General features: G+C 56.0%; 18 protein-coding genes. 4 read left to right on the top strand and 14 right to left on the bottom strand.

Annotation, left to right across the window (positions count from 1 at the left end; genetic code table 11):
- Positions 1-8: 8 nt before the first annotated feature.
- From BLT55_RS22085 to rpmH, 14 genes are all read right to left on the bottom strand, one after another.
- Positions 9-545, bottom strand: coding sequence for a F0F1 ATP synthase subunit delta (locus tag BLT55_RS22085; RefSeq protein WP_054998627.1), 537 nt, complete (start codon positions 543-545; stop codon positions 9-11).
- Between the two features lie 12 nt (positions 546-557).
- The gene (locus BLT55_RS22080; RefSeq protein ID WP_054998628.1) at positions 558-1028 is read right to left on the bottom strand and encodes a F0F1 ATP synthase subunit B; all 471 of its coding nucleotides are present in this window, start codon (positions 1026-1028) and stop codon (positions 558-560) included.
- A 57-nt stretch (positions 1029-1085) separates the two neighbouring features.
- Positions 1086-1343, bottom strand: a complete 258-nt coding sequence (gene atpE / locus BLT55_RS22075) for a F0F1 ATP synthase subunit C (RefSeq protein WP_002555987.1) — start codon at positions 1341-1343, stop codon at positions 1086-1088.
- Between the two features lie 138 nt (positions 1344-1481).
- Complete coding sequence (atpB, locus tag BLT55_RS22070) at positions 1482-2351, bottom strand: F0F1 ATP synthase subunit A (protein ID WP_007252350.1); 870 nt, start codon at positions 2349-2351, stop codon at positions 1482-1484.
- 16 nt (positions 2352-2367) lie between these two features.
- The gene (locus tag BLT55_RS22065) at positions 2368-2775 is read right to left on the bottom strand and encodes a F0F1 ATP synthase subunit I (protein WP_054998629.1); all 408 of its coding nucleotides are present in this window, start codon (positions 2773-2775) and stop codon (positions 2368-2370) included.
- A gap of 146 nt (positions 2776-2921) precedes the next feature.
- Entirely contained in the window at positions 2922-3794 is an 873-nt protein-coding gene (locus tag BLT55_RS22060; RefSeq protein WP_054080122.1) for a ParB/RepB/Spo0J family partition protein, read from the bottom strand.
- Between the two features lie 9 nt (positions 3795-3803).
- Positions 3804-4595, bottom strand: coding sequence for a ParA family protein (locus BLT55_RS22055; RefSeq protein ID WP_007252354.1), 792 nt, complete (start codon positions 4593-4595; stop codon positions 3804-3806).
- Positions 4596-4613: 18 nt separating this feature from the next.
- Positions 4614-5258, bottom strand: a complete 645-nt coding sequence (rsmG, locus tag BLT55_RS22050) for a 16S rRNA (guanine(527)-N(7))-methyltransferase RsmG (protein ID WP_054998630.1) — start codon at positions 5256-5258, stop codon at positions 4614-4616.
- Positions 5255-7147 (bottom strand): tRNA uridine-5-carboxymethylaminomethyl(34) synthesis enzyme MnmG, encoded by a 1893-nt coding sequence (mnmG, locus tag BLT55_RS22045; RefSeq protein ID WP_054998637.1) that lies wholly within the window; start codon positions 7145-7147, stop codon positions 5255-5257. The genes rsmG and mnmG overlap by 4 nt, the downstream gene beginning before the upstream one ends.
- Before the next feature lie 592 nt (positions 7148-7739).
- Positions 7740-9110, bottom strand: a complete 1371-nt coding sequence (gene mnmE, locus BLT55_RS22040) for a tRNA uridine-5-carboxymethylaminomethyl(34) synthesis GTPase MnmE (protein WP_054998631.1) — start codon at positions 9108-9110, stop codon at positions 7740-7742.
- A 76-nt stretch (positions 9111-9186) separates the two neighbouring features.
- The gene (gene yidC, locus BLT55_RS22035; protein WP_054998632.1) at positions 9187-10875 is read right to left on the bottom strand and encodes a membrane protein insertase YidC; all 1689 of its coding nucleotides are present in this window, start codon (positions 10873-10875) and stop codon (positions 9187-9189) included.
- 2 nt (positions 10876-10877) lie between these two features.
- Positions 10878-11123 carry a membrane protein insertion efficiency factor YidD gene (gene yidD / locus BLT55_RS22030; protein ID WP_002551313.1) on the bottom strand — a complete coding sequence of 82 codons (246 nt, stop codon included), beginning with the start codon at positions 11121-11123 and terminating at the stop codon, positions 10878-10880.
- Positions 11116-11517 carry a ribonuclease P protein component gene (gene rnpA / locus BLT55_RS22025; protein ID WP_005768230.1) on the bottom strand — a complete coding sequence of 134 codons (402 nt, stop codon included), beginning with the start codon at positions 11515-11517 and terminating at the stop codon, positions 11116-11118. Before rnpA ends, yidD begins: the two co-directional genes overlap by 8 nt.
- A 16-nt stretch (positions 11518-11533) precedes the next feature.
- Positions 11534-11668 (bottom strand): 50S ribosomal protein L34, encoded by a 135-nt coding sequence (gene rpmH, locus BLT55_RS22020; RefSeq protein WP_002551315.1) that lies wholly within the window; start codon positions 11666-11668, stop codon positions 11534-11536.
- A 583-nt stretch (positions 11669-12251) separates the two neighbouring features.
- On the opposite strand from rpmH, the gene dnaA reads away from it, so the two are divergent.
- The 4 genes from dnaA to gyrB are packed head-to-tail and all read left to right on the top strand — an operon-like array spanning position 12252 to position 18480.
- Positions 12252-13790: a chromosomal replication initiator protein DnaA gene (gene dnaA, locus BLT55_RS22015; protein ID WP_054998633.1), complete on the top strand. Its 1539-nt coding sequence runs from the start codon at positions 12252-12254 to the stop codon at positions 13788-13790.
- Positions 13791-13828: 38 nt separating this feature from the next.
- Entirely contained in the window at positions 13829-14932 is a 1104-nt protein-coding gene (gene dnaN / locus BLT55_RS22010; RefSeq protein WP_054998634.1) for a DNA polymerase III subunit beta, read from the top strand.
- A gap of 22 nt (positions 14933-14954) precedes the next feature.
- Positions 14955-16058, top strand: coding sequence for a DNA replication/repair protein RecF (recF, locus tag BLT55_RS22005; RefSeq protein ID WP_054998638.1), 1104 nt, complete (start codon positions 14955-14957; stop codon positions 16056-16058).
- Positions 16059-16062: 4 nt separating this feature from the next.
- The gene (gene gyrB, locus BLT55_RS22000) at positions 16063-18480 is read left to right on the top strand and encodes a DNA topoisomerase (ATP-hydrolyzing) subunit B (protein ID WP_007252363.1); all 2418 of its coding nucleotides are present in this window, start codon (positions 16063-16065) and stop codon (positions 18478-18480) included.
- Position 18481 lies beyond the last annotated feature (1 nt).

Below are 18481 nucleotides of genomic sequence, written 5' to 3'. Positions count from 1 at the left end.
CTTCAAACTCAAGATTTCAATGCTTCGGCTAGTTGCGCGATTTTGCCGCGAACTGAGCCATCGATAACCAGGTCGCCGGCGCGGATTACGACACCCCCTATGAGAGAGGCATCCTCCGCAGCATGCAGGCGCACTTCCCGGCCGAGCCGTGCACTGAGAACCTTGGCGAGTTTGTCTTGCTGTTCTTGGTTCAATGCAAAAGCACTGGTCACATCCACATCGACCGATTTTTCCTGCTCGGCCTTGTACAGGTCGAACAGTTCGGCGATCTCCGGCAGAAGCGGGAGACGGTCGTTTTCAGCAACGACGTGAATGAAATTCTGTGCCTTGGCATCGAACTTGTCGCCACACACTTCAATAAAAGTGGTGGCCTTTTGTGCGCTCGTCAGTCGCGGGGCCTTGAGCATGCGCTGCATGGTGTCATCTTGCGACACCGTAGCAGCCAGGCCGAGCATGGCTGACCAATTGGCCAGTTGCTGGTGGGCCTGCGCATGCTCGAAGGCCGCCTTCGCGTAAGGTCGGGCCAACGTGGTCAGTTCTGCCATGATCGCCCTCGCTTAAATTTCAGCAGCCAGTTTGTTAACCAGCTCCGCGTGCGCGTTTTGATCGATTGTGGCGCCCAGAATCTTCTCTGCACCATTGACTGCCAGGCTACCCAACTGGGCGCGCAAGGCGTCTTTGACGCTGTTCAGTTCCTGCTCGATCTCGGCCTGAGCCTGAGCCTTCACACGGTCAGCTTCAACGCGTGCCGTATCACGGGCCTCGTCGACAATCTGAGTACCGCGCTTCTTGGCTTGCTCAATGATCTCGGCTGCTTGAGTTTTAGCTTCGCGCAGTTGTTGACCCACTTTATCTTGGGCCAGCTCCAGGTCGCGAGCTGCTCGGGAAGCAGCGTCCAGTCCATCCGCGATCTTCTTCTGACGTTCGTGCAAAGCAGCGATGACCGGAGGCCACACGTACTTCATGCAGAACAGCACAAAGATGAAGAACGCAACGGACTGACCAATCAGGGTTGCATTAATGTTCACGCCAACACCTCGCTCGTTCGTTGTCCATCACACCAATCAGCTCGAAAATTCGAGTGATCAGCCAGCGAGTTGACCAACGAAGGGGTTCGCAAAGGTGAAGAACAGAGCGATACCGACACCGATCATGGTCACGGCGTCGAGCAGGCCCGCAACGATGAACATTTTGACTTGCAGCATTGGGACCATTTCCGGTTGACGCGCAGCGCCTTCCAGGAATTTGCCGCCCAACAGGCCGAAACCGATTGCAGTACCCAGTGCGCCCAGGCCGATCAACAGTGCAACAGCGATAGCGGTTAGACCAACTACAGTTTCCATCTTTCCTCCCGACTTTTACGTCGTATTGGTTAGGTTTTATTAATTGAAGCGGTAAAACAAAATCATTTTTACATCAGCCCTTGCGGGCACCGCCTCGCCACTGGCGAGACGGTCATCAGACGCGTCGCGAGACGAATCTCAATGGTTATCTTCGTGAGCCATCGACAGGTAGACGATGGTCAGCATCATGAAGATGAACGCCTGCAGGGTGATGATCAGGATGTGGAACACAGCCCACGCCCACTGCAGAACAATACCCAGACCGCTGAGCCACAACAGACCGCTGCCGAACATCACGGCGATCAGAATGAAGACCAGCTCGCCAGCATACATGTTGCCGAACAGACGCAGAGCCAGAGAAATCGGCTTGGCGATCAGCGTCACGAATTCCAGCAGGAAGTTGACCGGAATCAACAAGGCCTGAACGAGGATGTTCTTGCTGGCAAACGGGTGAAGGGTCAGTTCGCCGATGAAGCCGCCGATGCCCTTGACCTTGATGCTGTAGAAAATGATCAGTGCGAAGACCGACAGCGCCATGCCCAGTGTAGCGTTAGGGTCAGTGGTCGGAACGGCACGGAATGGAATGTGCTCGTCACCGGAAATCAGCATCGCCAGCTGTGGAATCCAGTCAACCGGTACCAGGTCGACCGCGTTCATCAGGAAAACCCAGACGAAGATGGTCAGAGCCAGTGGCGCGATTACCGCGCTGCGACCGTGGAAACTGTCCTTCACGCTGCCGTCGACGAACTCGACCAGAACTTCAACGAAGTTCTGCAGGGCGCCTGGCTGACCGGAAGTTGCCTTCTTGGCCGCCATGCGGAAGATCAGAACGAAAATCAGACCCAACGCAACCGACCAGCCGAGGGTATCGACGTGGAAAGCCCAGAAGCCCATTTCCTTGGCTTCTGCTGCGGTGTGGGCAAAGCCCCAATCGCCATTGGGCAGGTGCCCGAATGTAAGGTTCTGCAAGTGGTGCTGGATATAGCCCGAAGCTGTTTGCTCTGCCATGGTTGCCTCAAACGCCCTAAGGTCTCGAAAGTCTTGTTCTCGTAAGCAGGGGAGCGAACCAGTTGACCACCTGGATCAACATGAACACGCCGAATACAGCCAGCGGCGCCAATGGCTTCACACCTGCGAACGTCAATGCAAAAAGCACTGCCGTGAAAATCAGCTTGCCTGCCTCGCCGGCATAGAACGACCGGACGATGGCTTGCGCTGCTCTGGCCCCGGAAAACCGGAATGCCTTGTGAGCAAAGTATAAATTGGGCAGCCAGGCGATCAGGCCTCCGCAGAGTCCCGAGTATCCCGCCACGACTCCTAGCCACTGCCACAGCACCAAAGCGGCGATGAGCAGGACGATCAACTGAGCCAGCAATAACGGAAAAACCGCCAGGCGATAGAACGGCAAGCGGTCTGGCATGCGGGATTCCATCGCAACTGCTCCTCTGATGTCGGTCGCCATAATCAATAACTTGGCATAATTTGTGCCGACAAAATGCGCGCAGAGTATAGGGGCGGTTCAGCCCCTATTCAACAGTCGGGTAGTGATTTCCGACTATACGCTACAGAGCAATTGTTTCAGCGGATGTGGGCAAGCACACCCTGAAGCTCATCCAGCGAGTTATAACGGATCACCAGCTGACCCTTGCCCTTCTGCCCATGGCGGATTTGCACCGCAGAGCCCAGCCGCTCGGCCAGACGCTGTTCGAGCCGGCTGATGTCAGGATCGGCCTTGGCCGGTTCTGCCGCCTCCGGTTTGCCGCTCAGCCACTGCCTGACCAACGCTTCGGTCTGACGCACAGTAAGCCCGCGTGCGACAACGTGTCGCGCCCCTTCAACCTGCCGGTCTTCGCCCAGGCCAAGCAGTGCGCGAGCGTGCCCCATTTCGAGATCGCCGTGCGACAGCATGGTCTTGATGACTTCAGGCAATGCAATCAGACGTAACAAATTCGCCACGCTGACCCGCGATTTGCCCACAGCATCTGCAACCTGCTGCTGGGTCAGCTGAAATTCCTGCTGCAAACGCTGCAATGCCATGGCTTCTTCGATCGGATTCAGGTCTTCGCGCTGAATGTTCTCGATCAATGCCATCGCAATTGCGGTCTCATCCGGCACATCGCGAACCATCGCTGGAATCGTCTCGACGCCGGCCTGCTGACTCGCCCGCCAGCGACGTTCACCGGCGATGATTTCAAAGCGGTTATTGCCGATCGGGCGCACCACGATCGGCTGCATAACGCCTTGTGATTTGATCGACTGCGCGAGTTCTTCCAGTGCCTGCGGGTCCATGTCACGGCGCGGCTGATACTTGCCGCGCTGGATCAGGTCCAGCGGCACATGCTGCAACTCACTTGGCGGAGCCTTGACGGCCTGCTCTTCCAGCGAACTGACGGTTGGACTGCTCAGAAGTGCGTCCAACCCACGTCCGAGACCTCGTTTCTTGACGGCCATGGGAATTCCTTAGGTTGGCTGAGCGGTTTTCGCGCCGCGACGTTGACGACGAACCAGTTCACTTGCCAGCGCCAGATACGCCAGTGCGCCGCGCGAGGACTTGTCATAAGCCAACACCGGCATACCGAAACTCGGTGCCTCGGCCAGCCTGATGTTCCTCGGGATCACGGTGTCATAGAGCTGCTCACCGAAGTGTTCCTTGAGCTGCGCGGAAACATCGTTGATCAGGCTCAGGCGCGGATCATACATGGTGCGCAGCAGACCTTCGACCTTCAACTGCGGGTTGAGCAGTTCGGCGATGCGCTTGATGTTATCCACAAGGTCGCTGAGACCTTCGAGCGCAAAGTACTCACATTGCATGGGGATAATTACGCCATCCGCTGCAACCAGAGCGTTCAACGTCAGCATCGACAGCGACGGCGGGCAATCAATCAGGATGTAATCGTAATTCTCCCGGATCGGCGCGAGCGCGTTGCGCAGACGGCTCTCTTTCATCTGCATTTCGAGCAGCACCACTTCGCCCGCCGTCAGATCTCGGTTGGCCGGAAGCAGTTGATAACCACCATGCTCTGAAAACTGCATGGCCTCGCCCAGATCGCATTCGCCGATCAACAGGTCATAGACCGAGTTTTCCAGGTTGTGTTTATCCACACCGCTGCCCATGGTCGCATTGCCCTGGGGATCGAGATCGATCAACAGCACACGGCGCTTGGTCGCGACCAGTGACGCGGCGAGGTTGATACATGTGGTGGTCTTGCCGACCCCACCTTTCTGGTTCGCTATCGCGAATACCTTAGCCATTCTTGCTTGTGTTCCCAGTCATGCCGTGCGGCGCAGTATCAGCAGATGGCGTTGGCCTTGGCAACCCGGAACGGTCAAGGCGTGTACGCTATCGAGGTGAAAATCCGAGGGCAATGCTACCAGTTCATCGGCAGGATGCAGACCTTTCATCGCCAACCAGCGAGTATTGGCGTCGCCCATGTGGCGAGTCCAGCCGGCAAAGTCTTCAAGGCTGCTGAAGGCTCGGGAGATGATCCCGTCGAACGGCGCATCAGGCTGATAATTTTCCGCACGGCTGTGGATAACTTCAAGATTGTCCAGTTTCAGCTCCAGTTTGACCTGTGTCTGAAACCGGGTTTTCTTGCCGTTGCTGTCCAGCAGCGAAACATGTCGCTCTGGAAACAGGATGGCCATGGGAATGCCAGGCATTCCACCGCCGCTGCCGACGTCCATCCAGCGAGTGCCTTCGATGAAGGGCACCACGCTGAGGCTGTCGAGCAGATGTCTTGAAACCATTTCGTCCGGATTACGCACTGCAGTCAGGTTGTAAGCCTTGTTCCACTTGATCAACAGCGCCAGATAAGCGAGCAATTGGTCATGTTGCGCCTGGGAAAGATCGATCCCCAATTCACGGGCACCGGTGGATAACTCTTGGGCATGTTGCGGGGTGACCATAGAACTCAAGCGCTTTGCTCCAACTGACGGCCCGCGCCGCGTTTTTTCAAATGAATCATCAACAGCGATATCGCCGCAGGTGTGACACCCGGGATGCGTGAAGCCTGCCCGAGCGTTTCAGGCCGAGTTATCCCCAGCTTGCTCTGAATTTCTTTCGACAAACCGGAGATTCCGGCGTAATCGATATCTTCCGGCAGACGGGTGTCTTCACTGGCGCGCAGGCGGGCAATTTCGTCTTGCTGCCGGTCAATGTAACCGGCGTATTTGGTCTTGATCTCGACTTGCTCGGCCACCAGCGGATCGGTGCAGCCCTCGCCAGTGATGGCGATCAGGCTGGCGTAGTCGATTTCCGGACGGGTCAACAGGTTGAGCAGGTTGTATTCGTGAGTCAGCGGCGTACCGAAGTGCGAGGCAATCGCGTCGCCCTGCTCAGTGCCGGGACGCACCCAGGTGCTTTTCAGGCGCTGTTCTTCCAGCGCGATGCTTTCGCGCTTGGTGCAGAACGCGGCCCAGCGCGCATCGTCGACCAGACCCAGCTCGCGACCTTTTTCGGTCAGGCGCAGATCGGCGTTGTCCTCGCGCAGGATCAGACGGTACTCCGCACGCGAAGTGAACATCCGGTAGGGTTCTTGAGTACCCAGCGTAATCAGGTCATCGACCAATACGCCGATGTAGGCCTCATCGCGACGCGGGCACCAGCTGTCTCGACCTTGTGCACGAAGGGCCGCGTTGGTTCCGGCCAGCAAACCTTGAGCGCCCGCCTCTTCGTACCCCGTGGTGCCATTGATCTGACCGGCAAAAAACAAGCCGCCGATGACCTTGGTTTCCAGGCTGTATTTCAGATCACGCGGGTCGAAATAATCATATTCGATGGCGTATCCGGGGCGAACGATGTGTGCGTTTTCCATCCCGCGAATCGAGCGCACGATCTGCAGCTGAACATCGAACGGCAACGACGTGGAGATGCCATTCGGATAGAGCTCGTGTGTGGTCAGACCTTCTGGCTCGATGAAGACCTGATGGCTTTCCTTGTCGGCAAAGCGATGAATCTTGTCTTCGATCGACGGACAGTAACGCGGGCCAATGCCTTCGATCACACCGGAATACATCGGCGATCGGTCCAGATTGGACGCGATGATTTCGTGAGTGCGCGCGTTGGTGTGGGTAATCCAGCAGCTGACTTGTGACGGATGCTGTTCCTTGGAACCCAGGAACGACATGACCGGAATAGGTGTATCGCCCGGCTGTTCGGTCATGACCGAGAAATCCACAGAGCGGCCGTCGATGCGCGGCGGAGTACCGGTTTTCAAACGGCCGACACGCAGCGGCAGTTCACGCAAGCGTTGTGCAAGCGCGATCGAGGGTGGATCGCCTGCGCGACCTCCCGAATAATTCTGCATGCCAATGTGGATAAGTCCACCAAGGAACGTGCCGGTGGTCAAAACCACTGAGTCAGCAAAGACGCGCATGCCCATCTGGGTGACCACACCGCGAACCTGGTCCTGTTCGACGATCAGGTCATCGCAGGCCTGTTGAAATATCCACAGGTTTGGCTGGTTTTCCAACGTTTCGCGAATAGCGGCCTTGTACAGCACGCGGTCTGCCTGGGCGCGGGTTGCTCGCACTGCCGGGCCTTTACGGCTGTTCAGCACGCGAAACTGAATACCCCCCTTGTCAGTAGCCATCGCCATGGCGCCGCCGAGTGCGTCGATTTCCTTGACCAGATGACTTTTACCGATGCCACCGATGGCAGGGTTGCAGCTCATCTGTCCGAGTGTTTCCACGTTGTGCGTCAGCAGCAGGGTTTTGACACCCATGCGTGCCGACGCCAGTGCGGCTTCGGTACCGGCATGACCGCCACCGATGACGATCACTTCAAAACGGGAAGGGAAATCCACCACGCACCTCGTGCCTGTTGTCGATGAGAAATTGGGATAGCTGACAAGTATAGGGACTTACCCCACCTGAATGAAACCCGTTGGACAAAATTTAACCAGCTGTGGAAAACTCACGAATAAAGAAAATAAAAAAGAAAGAAAGTTTATAAAGCCTTGTTTTAAAGCTTATTCTTACTGAGCATGATTTCTGTGGATAGATTGCTGAAAGCACTTATTTTCAGTGTGTACAGAGATTCTAAAGTCTGTGGTCATGTACCGATAAGGGGCTTGGATAACCGTCCTGAGCCTGTTGATAAAAGTGCCACTTGTCCACAGGGCGGTTTATCTTCAGGTTTGACCCCTGCTTACCCACTGGGCTGAAGGGCGGTTATTCACAGAGCTTAATCCACAAAAAAATACGCGAAGTGCTGAAAAATGCTCGAGCGAATCCATTTCGCGACGCTACTCACGCGCGAAAAAGATCGGTTGAAGAGGAATAAGGGGCTTGATGAGACGAGGTTGGAACAGATTTCCGTAGAAAATAACCTCTGTTCACACGGAAAGGCATGACCGGGGACGGTCATGCCTGTCTTTTTTCAGCAGACCAGGCAGCTCATTTGCCAATGCAGAAGCTGGAGAAGATCCTGCCCAATAGGTCGTCTGAGCTGAACGCTCCAGTAATCTCACCGAGCGACTGTTGAGCCTGACGCAGATCTTCGGCTAGCAGCTCGCCAGCGCCTGCCAGGGTCAACTGTGCCCTGCCGTGCTCCAGAGAATGACTGGCGTGACGCAGCGCTTCAAGGTGGCGTCGACGGGCGCTGAAGCTGCTTTCAGAGGTCTGCTCATAGCCCATGCAGGCTTTGAGGTGTTCACGGAGCAGTTCCAGACCTTCACCACCCGACCTGGCGCTCAGGCTGATCGTGACGTGGCCATCGTCACTTGTGAATAAGCCTACGTGATCGCCACTCAGGTCAGACTTGTTACGGATCAGCGTGACTTTTGCCGGATCAGGCCGCTGTTCCAGAAATTCGGGCCACAATGCAAAGGGATCCACAGCTTCCGGGGCGGTGGCATCCACCACCAGCAGAATTCTGTCAGCTTCCCCGATGGCCTTGAGCGCGCGTTGCACGCCGATCATCTCTACCTGATCTTCCGTGTTGCGCAGGCCTGCTGTGTCGACCACGTGAAGCGGCATGCCATCGATGTGGATATGTTCGCGCACCACGTCACGCGTCGTGCCGGCAATCTCGGTAACGATGGCTGCTTCCCGGCCCGCCAACGCATTCAGCAGGCTTGATTTGCCTGCGTTAGGGCGACCGGCGATCACGACCGTCATGCCGTCACGCAGTAACGCCCCCTGCCCGGCTTCGCGCAGCACTGTGGATAACTCAAGACGTACATCGTCGAGCATGGTGAGTACGTGGCCATCAGCGAGGAAGTCGATTTCCTCCTCCGGAAAGTCGATTGCCGCCTCGACGTAGATACGCAGGCTGATCAGTTTCTCGGTTAAGTTATCCACACGCTGGGAGAACGCGCCTTGCAGCGAACGCAAAGCATTGCGCGCAGCCTGTGCAGAACTTGCCTCGATCAGATCGGCGATTGCCTCAGCCTGGGCAAGATCGAGCTTGTCATTGAGAAACGCACGTTCACTGAATTCACCTGGACGCGCCAGACGACTGCCCAATTGCAGGCAGCGTTGCAGCAGCATGTCTAGAACGATCGGGCCGCCGTGGCCCTGAAGCTCCAGTACATCCTCGCCTGTGAATGAATTAGGGCCGGGAAAATACAGCGCAATCCCCTCATCGAGCACTTCACCCGCGTCATCAGAAAACGGTCCGTAATGCGCATATCGTGGTTTCGGCGTTCGGCCGATCATCGCCTGCGCAGTCTTGCCAGCCAAAGGGCCCGAGACGCGCACGATACCGACACCGCCCCGCCCTTGAGCAGTTGCAATGGCGGCGATGGTTTCACGAGGAACGTTCATGGTCCGCCTCCTGGACAATGGCGTATAGCAAAACGCCCCACTAGGGGCGTCTTGTTTAACTTATTCACAGGTTAGATCAGACAGCAGCTTTCTTTGTAGCGGCTTCGATCTTGCGAGTGATGTAGGCCTGCTGTGCAATCGACAGGGTGTTGTTCACAACCCAGTACAGAACCAGACCGGCAGGGAACCACAGGAAGAAGAACGTGAAAATGATTGGCATCAGTTTCATGACCTTGGCCTGCATCGGATCCGGTGGAGTCGGGTTCAGGCGCTGCTGGATGAACATGGTTGCGCCCATGATGATCGGCAGGATAAAGAACGGGTCTTTGATCGACAGGTCAGTTATCCACAGTATCCATGGAGCCTGACGCATTTCCACGCTTTCCAGGAGTACCCAGTACAGCGAAAGGAAAACCGGCATTTGCACAAGAATCGGCAAGCATCCGCCCAGCGGGTTGATCTTTTCTTTCTTGTACAGCTCCATCATCGCCTGGGACATTTTCTGGCGATCATCGCCATGTTGTTCCTTCAGCAGTGCCAGCTTCGGAGCAACGGCCCGCATACGCGCCATGGATTTGTAGCTGGCAGCAGACAGAGGGAAGAACAGACCTTTGATCAGCATGGTCAGAACGATGATCGACCAGCCCCAGTTACCGAGGATTGCGTGAATATGTTGCAGCAGCCAGAAAATAGGCTGGGCAATGAACCACAGGAAACCGTAGTCGACTGTCAGCTCCAGACCTGGGGATAACTCTTTGAGCACCGCCTGGCTTTTTGGACCTGCGTACAGCGTGGCACTGGTTTCACCCTGCGCACCCGGCGCAACCGACAAGGTCGGGCTGGTGAAGCCGATGATGTAATTGCCCTGGCTGTCTTTACGGGTCTGAACCTGGTTGGTGGCGTTGTGATCAGGTATCCACGCGGTCACGAAATAATGCTGCAGCCATGCAACCCAGCCACCTTGCACTGTTTCCTTGACCTGGCCCTTGTCGATATCTTTCATCGACACTTTCTTGTACGGCTCGGCCGCAGTCCACAGTGCCGCACCCAGATAGGTGGCAGTACCGGTTGCGGTAGTCGACGAAGGATCGGAACTGGCGTCGCGCTTCAATTGCGCGAACAGGTTACCGGCCCAAGGCTGAGCGCTCTGGTTATCCACAACGTACGTCATGACCAGATCGTAAAAACCACGCTTGAACGTGAAGCGCTTGATGTAATTGACGCCGTTTTCCGAGAATTTCAGCTCCACGACCATCGAATCCTGGCCGTCAGCCAGTTGATAAGTCTTTTGCGCGGAGGAATAAACCGGACGACCGGCGGCACGTGCATCAGGACCATTGGTGCCCGTCAGGCCGCTTTGCGCCAGAAAAGTACGCTCGCCGCCGTTATCGAACAGCTGGAACGGCACATCAGGACGATCCTGACGACGCGGGTACAGAGGCAGACGAAGCTGAACGACGTCACCACCTACCGGATCGATCGCCAGATCAAGCACGTCGGTTTTGACGTGAATGAGGTCTTTGCTGGCTACGGCCGGAGTTTCAAGAGGCGCTGCACTGGTGGTGTTGGCAGTGGCGCTTGGAACATCGGCACTTGCAGAACCATTATTTCCAGCAGCCGTATCCGGAATGCCCGGTGCGGTGTTGCTGGCTGCAACATTCTGGGTCGGCATGGCAGCCTGACCGTAGTCCTGGTTCCATTTCAGAACCCCGACATAGGTCACGATTGCCAGGGCAACGATCAGGATCGTGCGTTTAATATCCATGATTACTCGGCCATCGAAGAAGAACGGGAGGTGGGGACAGCTGGAACCGGGTCATAACCACCGGGATTCCACGGGTGACAGCGACCCAGGCGACGAATTGACAGCCAGCCGCCGCGCAAAAGGCCATGATTTTCGATGGCTTCATACGCGTAGCAGGAGCAACTGGGGTAGAAACGACAGTGACTGGCCATCAGCGGGCTAATGGCATAGCGATAAAACTGGATCGGAACGAGTGCCAGTTTACGCATCGGTACTGTCTACCCCTGCAGGTTCGGACTTTTCTTCCGGAGTGGGTCGGCTACGCGCCAGACGTTTCCAGAGCTTGCCGAAATGCTGAATCAGTTCAGGGTTTTCTACGTCACCCAAACCTTTACGCGCGACGATAACGATATCCCAACCGACCAAACTGTCTTGGTGTTGGCGAAATGATTCGCGCATCAGGCGTTTCAAGCGATTGCGCTCGACGGAGAGCTTGACGCTCTTTTTACCGATCACAAGCCCCAAACGGGGATGGTCAAGGTCGTTGTTGCGCGCAAGGAGCAGGAGATTTTTCCCCGGAACCTTGCCGGTAGGGGAGTCAAAGACAGCCTTGAAATGCCGGGGTGTCAGCAAACGCTTTTCCCGACTGAAGTCTCGACTCACCTCCTTGGCCGGTTTATCAAACTGCCAGACGCTTACGGCCTTTGGCACGACGACGCGAAAGGACTGCGCGGCCGTTTTTGGTGGCCATGCGTGCACGGAAACCGTGGGTGCGGGCGCGCTTGATAGTGCTGGGTTGGAAAGTACGTTTCATGGCGTGTTACCTGGTTCGTCCACTACGGGCCGGAATGGCCCCCGTTTTAAGAGACCGGGGATTCTAGAGAAAGCGGGCCCGCAGGTCAATTTCCAACCAGCTTTTCTTCTTACATGCCTTTTATGAGCAATTCGAGGTTTTCCGGCGACACGAGGCGCCTCCTCATCACCCACTTATAGAAATAAAAGAAAGAGAGTATTTAAAGCTTCTTTATAAAGCTTATAACTCTTACGTCGACGATTTCTGTGGATAACTCTCTGACAGCCAACAAAACTGCTGCGTACAGCGATCCGAAAGGTTGTCGAGAAACGGTGCTGAGCCTGTGCTGCGCTGTCGGAAAAGCTGTGTATGGAATGACGTTTTATCCACAGGCCAGTTATGCACAGAGTTTGAGCCCGACTTATGCAACGGGCTGACGCGGGTTTATCCACAGCCCTTAGGAAGTGACCGTTTGTCGTGTCACGACGCTATAAATCGTTGATTTATAGCCCTCAGCGAGCAAGCTACATGTGGATAAGTCGCTCCTGGATCGTTACAATGGCGGCTGTTTTTGCCTCACCGGCTTTCAACTCAGGGGATATCCGTGTCAGTGGAACTTTGGCAGCAGTGCGTGGAGCTTTTGCGCGAGGAGCTGCCTGCCCAGCAATTCAACACCTGGATCCGTCCGCTACAGGTCGAAGCCGAAGGCGACGAGTTGCGTGTGTACGCACCTAACCGTTTCGTTCTTGACTGGGTCAATGAAAAATACCTCGGTCGTTTGCTTGAGCTTCTTGGCGAACACGGTCAAGGCATGGCGCCTGCCCTTTCCTTATTAATAGGAAGCAAGCGCAGCTCTGCACCGCGTGCCGCTCCGAATGCTCCGTTGGCGGCCGCAGCGTCTCAGGCGTTGTCTGCCAACTCGGTCAGCAGTGCTTCGTCTGCGGCCCCTGCCATGGCTGCACCTGCCGCGCCCGCCGCTGCAACGCCGGCGCCTGTGCATAACGTCGTGACACACAATGAGCCATCGCGTGACAGCTTTGACCCGATGGCCGGCGCCAGCTCACAGCAAGCGCCTGCCCGTGCCGAGCAACGTACTGTCCAGGTGGAAGGCGCGCTCAAACACACCAGTTACCTGAATCGTACGTTCACGTTCGAGAATTTCGTCGAGGGTAAATCCAACCAGCTGGCCCGCGCAGCGGCCTGGCAGGTTGCCGATAACCCGAAGCACGGCTACAACCCGCTCTTCCTTTATGGTGGTGTAGGTCTTGGTAAAACTCACTTGATGCACGCGGTGGGTAACCATCTGCTGAAGAAGAACCCGAACGCCAAGGTCGTTTACCTGCATTCGGAGCGCTTCGTCGCGGACATGGTCAAGGCCTTGCAGCTCAATGCGATCAACGAGTTCAAGCGCTTCTACCGTTCGGTTGACGCGTTGCTGATCGATGACATCCAGTTTTTTGCGCGCAAAGAACGTTCGCAGGAAGAGTTTTTCCACACGTTCAACGCGCTGCTGGAAGGCGGACAGCAGGTCATTCTGACCAGCGACCGCTATCCAAAAGAAATCGAAGGGCTTGAAGAACGCCTCAAGTCACGCTTTGGCTGGGGCCTCACCGTCGCTGTCGAGCCTCCAGAGCTTGAAACACGCGTCGCGATTCTCATGAAGAAGGCGGATCAGGCCAAGGTCGATCTGCCCCATGACGCAGCGTTCTTCATTGCCCAGCGCATTCGTTCCAACGTCCGCGAGCTAGAAGGTGCGCTCAAGCGTGTCATTGCACATTCGCACTTCATGGGCCGTGATATCACCATCGAGCTGATTCGCGAGTCACTGAAGGACTTGTTGGCGCTTCAGGACAAGCTGGTGAGTGTGGATAACATTCAGCGTACGGTCGCCGAGTATTACAAGATCAAGATATCCGATCTGTTGTCGAAGCGTCGTTCACGTTCCGTGGCCCGACCTCGGCAGGTGGCCATGGCGCTCTCCAAGGAGCTCACCAACCATAGCCTCCCGGAAATCGGCGATGTCTTTGGTGGGCGAGACCACACGACCGTTTTGCACGCGTGCCGAAAGATCAACGAACTCAAGGAGTCCGATGCGGATATCCGTGAGGATTACAAGAACCTGCTGCGAACGCTGACCACGTGATGACGCCAGCGCAGCTTATTAAGGCAAGGGACTAGACCATGCATTTCACCATTCAACGCGAAGCCCTGTTGAAACCCCTGCAATTGGTCGCCGGCGTGGTTGAACGCCGCCAGACCTTGCCGGTTCTTTCCAATGTGCTTCTGGTCGTCGAAGGTCAGCAATTGTCGCTGACCGGTACTGATCTGGAAGTCGAACTGGTGGGCCGCGTACAGCTCGAAGAGCCTGCTGAACCCGGCGAAATCACCGTCCCTGCACGCAAGCTGATGGACATCTGTAAAAGCCTGTCCAACGATGCGCTGATCGATATCAAACTCGATGACTCCAAGCTGATTGTCAAAGCCGGTCGCAGCCGTTTTACGTTGTCTTCTTTGCCTGCCAACGATTTCCCTACAGTGGAAGAAGGCCCGGGTTCGCTGACCTTCAATCTGGTGCAGAGCAAACTGCGCCGCTTGATCGAGCGCACCAGCTTTGCGATGGCGCAACAGGACGTTCGCTATTACCTCAACGGCATGCTGCTGGAAGTCAGCGCAGGCATCCTTCGAGCAGTCGCTACCGACGGTCACCGCCTGGCAATGTGCTCGATGTCTGCCGATATCGAACACGCGGATCGTCACCAGGTCATTGTGCCTCGTAAAGGCATCCTCGAGATGGCGCGCCTGCTGACCGAGCAGGACGGTATGGTCAGCATCGTTCTGGGCCAGCATCACATTCGCGCCACCACTGGCGAGTTCACCTTCACCTCGAAACTGGTAGACGGCAAATTCCCTGATTACGAGCGCGTTCTGCCTAAGGGCGGTGACAAGCTGGTGCTGGGTGATCGTCAGGCGCTGCGTGAAGCCTTCAGCCGTACCGCGATCCTGTCCAACGAAAAGTACCGCGGCATTCGCCTGCAACTGGCCAGTGGTCAATTGAAGATTCAGGCCAACAACCCAGAGCAGGAAGAAGCGGAAGAAGAAATCAGCGTCGAGTACAACGGCGATTCGCTGGAGATCGGGTTCAACGTGAGCTACCTGCTCGACGTACTAGGTGTCATGACCACTGAACAGGTACGCCTGATTCTGTCTGACTCGAACAGCAGCGCACTGGTGCAGGAATCGGACAACGATGATTCTGCCTATGTCGTCATGCCGATGCGCCTGTAACTTCATGCTCAGCGCAACCTATATGTCTCTTAGTCGCGTCTCGGTCACCGGGGTGCGCAATCTGCACCCGGTGACCCTCTCCCCCTCCCCGCGTATCAATATCCTGTACGGCGCCAACGGCAGCGGAAAAACCAGCGTTCTTGAAGCCATCCATTTGCTGGGTATCGCCCGTTCGTTTCGCGGCAGCCGCTTGCTCCCCGTCATTCAGTACGAACAGCCTGCATGTACGGTCTTTGGGCAAGTCGATCTTGCAAAAGGCGGCCACAGCAATCTGGGTGTTTCACGCGATCGTCAAGGCGAGTTTCAGATCCGCATTGACGGTCAAAATGCGCGTAGTGCTGCCCAGCTCGCTGAAATACTGCCAATGCAATTGATCAATCCGGACAGCTTTCGCCTGCTGGAAGGCGCTCCAAAGATTCGCAGACAGTTTCTGGACTGGGGAGTGTTCCACGTGGAACCTCGTTTCATGGCCACCTGGCAGCGCCTTCAGAAGGCCCTCAAGCAGCGAAACTCGTGGCTTCGGCATGGTACACTTGACGCCGCTTCGCAGGCGGCATGGGACCGGGAACTGTGTCTGGCAAGTGACGAAATCGACGAATTTCGTCGTGCCTATATCAAGGCACTGAAGCCAGTCTTTGAGCAGACGTTGAGCGAACTTGTCGAGCTTGAAGGTTTGACCCTCAGCTACTACCGAGGATGGGACAAAGAGAAAGAACTGAGCACAGTGCTTGCCTCTTCCCTGAATCGAGATCAGCAAATGGGCCATACCCAGGCGGGACCCCAACGAGCGGATTTGCGCCTTAGATTAGGTGCTCATAACGCGGCAGATATCTTGTCACGTGGTCAGCAGAAATTGGTGGTCTGTGCATTGCGTATTGCTCAGGGGCATTTGGTCAGCCAGGTCCGTCGCGGCCAATGCATCTATCTGGTTGATGACCTGCCGTCCGAGCTGGACGAGCATCATCGCCAGGCGCTTTGCCGCTTGCTGGAAGAATTACGCTGCCAGGTTTTTATCACCTGTGTAGATCAAGAATTTTTGAGGGAAGGCTGGCAGACGGATACGCCAGTTGCTTTGTTCCACGTGGAACATGGCCGTATCACCCAGACCCACGACCATCGGGAGTGATTGCATGAGCGAAAACCAAACGTACGACTCGACCAGCATTAAAGTGCTGAAAGGGCTCGATGCCGTACGCAAGCGTCCCGGAATGTACATCGGTGATACAGACGATGGCAGCGGTCTGCACCACATGGTGTTCGAGGTGGTTGATAACTCGATCGACGAAGCATTGGCAGGCCATTGCGACGACATCAGCATCATCATCCACCCAGACGAATCTATCACCGTGCGCGACAACGGCCGCGGTATTCCGGTAGATGTGCATAAAGAAGAAGGCGTGTCGGCAGCCGAGGTCATCATGACCGTGCTGCACGCCGGCGGTAAGTTCGACGACAACTCCTACAAGGTATCCGGCGGCTTGCACGGTGTAGGTGTATCCGTGGTTAACGCCCTGTCAGAGCTTCTGCTGTTGACGGTCCGCCGTAGCGGCAAAATCTGGGAGCAGACCTACGTTCACGGTGTTCCACAAGAACCGATGAAAATCGTTGGCGAGAGCGACACTACGGGCACACAGATTCACTTCAAGCCTTCTGCTGACACTTTCAAGAACATCCACTTCAGCTGGGATATTCTGGCCAAGCGTATTCGTGAACTGTCGTTCCTGAACTCCGGTGTCGGCATCGTCCTCAAGGATGAGCGCAGCGGTAAGGAAGAACTGTTCAAGTACGAAGGCGGTCTGCGTGCGTTCGTTGAATACTTGAATACCAACAAGACGCCGGTCAACGAAGTGTTCCACTTCAACGTCCAGCGCGATGACGGCATTGGTGTCGAGATTGCCCTGCAGTGGAACGACAGCTTCAACGAGAACCTGTTGTGCTTCACCAACAACATTCCACAGCGCGACGGCGGTACTCACCTGGTGGGTTTCCGTTCGGCACTGACGCGTAACCTGAACAACTACATCGAGCAGGAAGGTCTGGCCAAGAAACATAAGGTCGCGACCACCGGTGACGATGCGCGTGAAGGCTTGACCGCGATTATCTCGGTCAAAGTGCCTGACCCGAAATTCAGTTCGCAGACCAAGGACAAGCTGGTTTCGTCCGAAGTCAAAACCGCAGTCGAACAGGAGATGGGCAAATACTTCTCCGACTTCCTGCTGGAAAACCCGAACGAAGCCAAAGCGGTTGTCGGCAAAATGATCGATGCGGCTCGCGCCCGTGAAGCCGCGCGTAAGGCCCGTGAGATGACTCGCCGTAAAGGCGCGTTGGACATCGCAGGCCTGCCGGGCAAACTGGCTGACTGCCAAGAGAAAGACCCTGCCCTCTCCGAACTGTATCTGGTGGAAGGGGACTCTGCTGGCGGATCAGCCAAGCAGGGACGTAACCGCAGAACCCAGGCCATCCTGCCTCTCAAGGGTAAGATCCTGAACGTTGAAAAAGCGCGTTTCGACAAGATGATCTCCTCGCAGGAAGTGGGCACCTTGATCACCGCGCTGGGCTGTGGCATTGGCCGTGACGAGTACAACATCGACAAGTTGCGTTATCACAACATCATCATCATGACCGATGCTGACGTCGACGGCTCGCACATCCGTACCCTGCTGTTGACCTTCTTCTTCCGTCAATTGCCGGAGCTGATCGAACGCGGTTACATCTACATCGCTCAGCCACCGCTGTACAAGGTCAAGAAAGGCAAGCAAGAGCAGTACATCAAAGACGACGAGGCCATGGAAGAATACATGACCCAGTCGGCTCTTGAAGACGCCAGCCTGCACCTCAGCGAATCGGCCCCGGGTATCTCTGGCACTGCGCTTGAGAAACTGGTCAACGACTTCCGCATGGTGATGAAGACCCTCAAGCGCCTGTCGCGTCTGTACCCTCAGGAACTGACCGAGCACTTCGTCTATCTGCCGCCTATCACGCTTGAGCAGCTTTCAGATCACGAGGGCATGCAAGCCTGGTTGGCACTGTTCGACGCGCGCCTGCGTATGGGTGAGAAGTCGGGCCTGGTCTACAAAGCCAGCCTGCGCGAAGACCGTGAACGTAATGTCTGGCTGCCTGAGGTCGAACTGATCTCTCACGGCCTTTCGAACTACGTCACCTTCAACCGTGACTTCTTCGGCAGCAACGATTACAAGACCGTTACCGCACTGGGCGCGCAGATCAGCACGCTTCTGGAAGAAGGTGCCTACGTACAACGTGGCGAGCGTAAAAAGCCTGTCACTGAGTTCAAGGAAGCCCTCGCCTGGCTGATGGCCGAAAGCACAAAGCGCCACACCATCCAGCGCTATAAAGGACTGGGCGAGATGAACCCGGATCAACTCTGGGAAACCACCATGGACCCAAGCGTGCGCCGCATGCTGAAAGTCACCATCGAAGACGCCATCGGCGCTGACCAGATCTTCAACACCCTCATGGGTGATGCGGTCGAGCCACGCCGTGACTTCATCGAAAGTAATGCGTTGGCCGTGTCCAACCTCGACTTCTGAT

Source organism: Pseudomonas cannabina (assembly GCF_900100365.1).
In the GTDB taxonomy this organism is placed as follows: domain Bacteria; phylum Pseudomonadota; class Gammaproteobacteria; order Pseudomonadales; family Pseudomonadaceae; genus Aquipseudomonas; species Aquipseudomonas cannabina.
The sequence above is the reverse complement of the archived record's forward strand: the minus strand, read 5'-3'. Positions and strand labels throughout refer to the sequence as shown.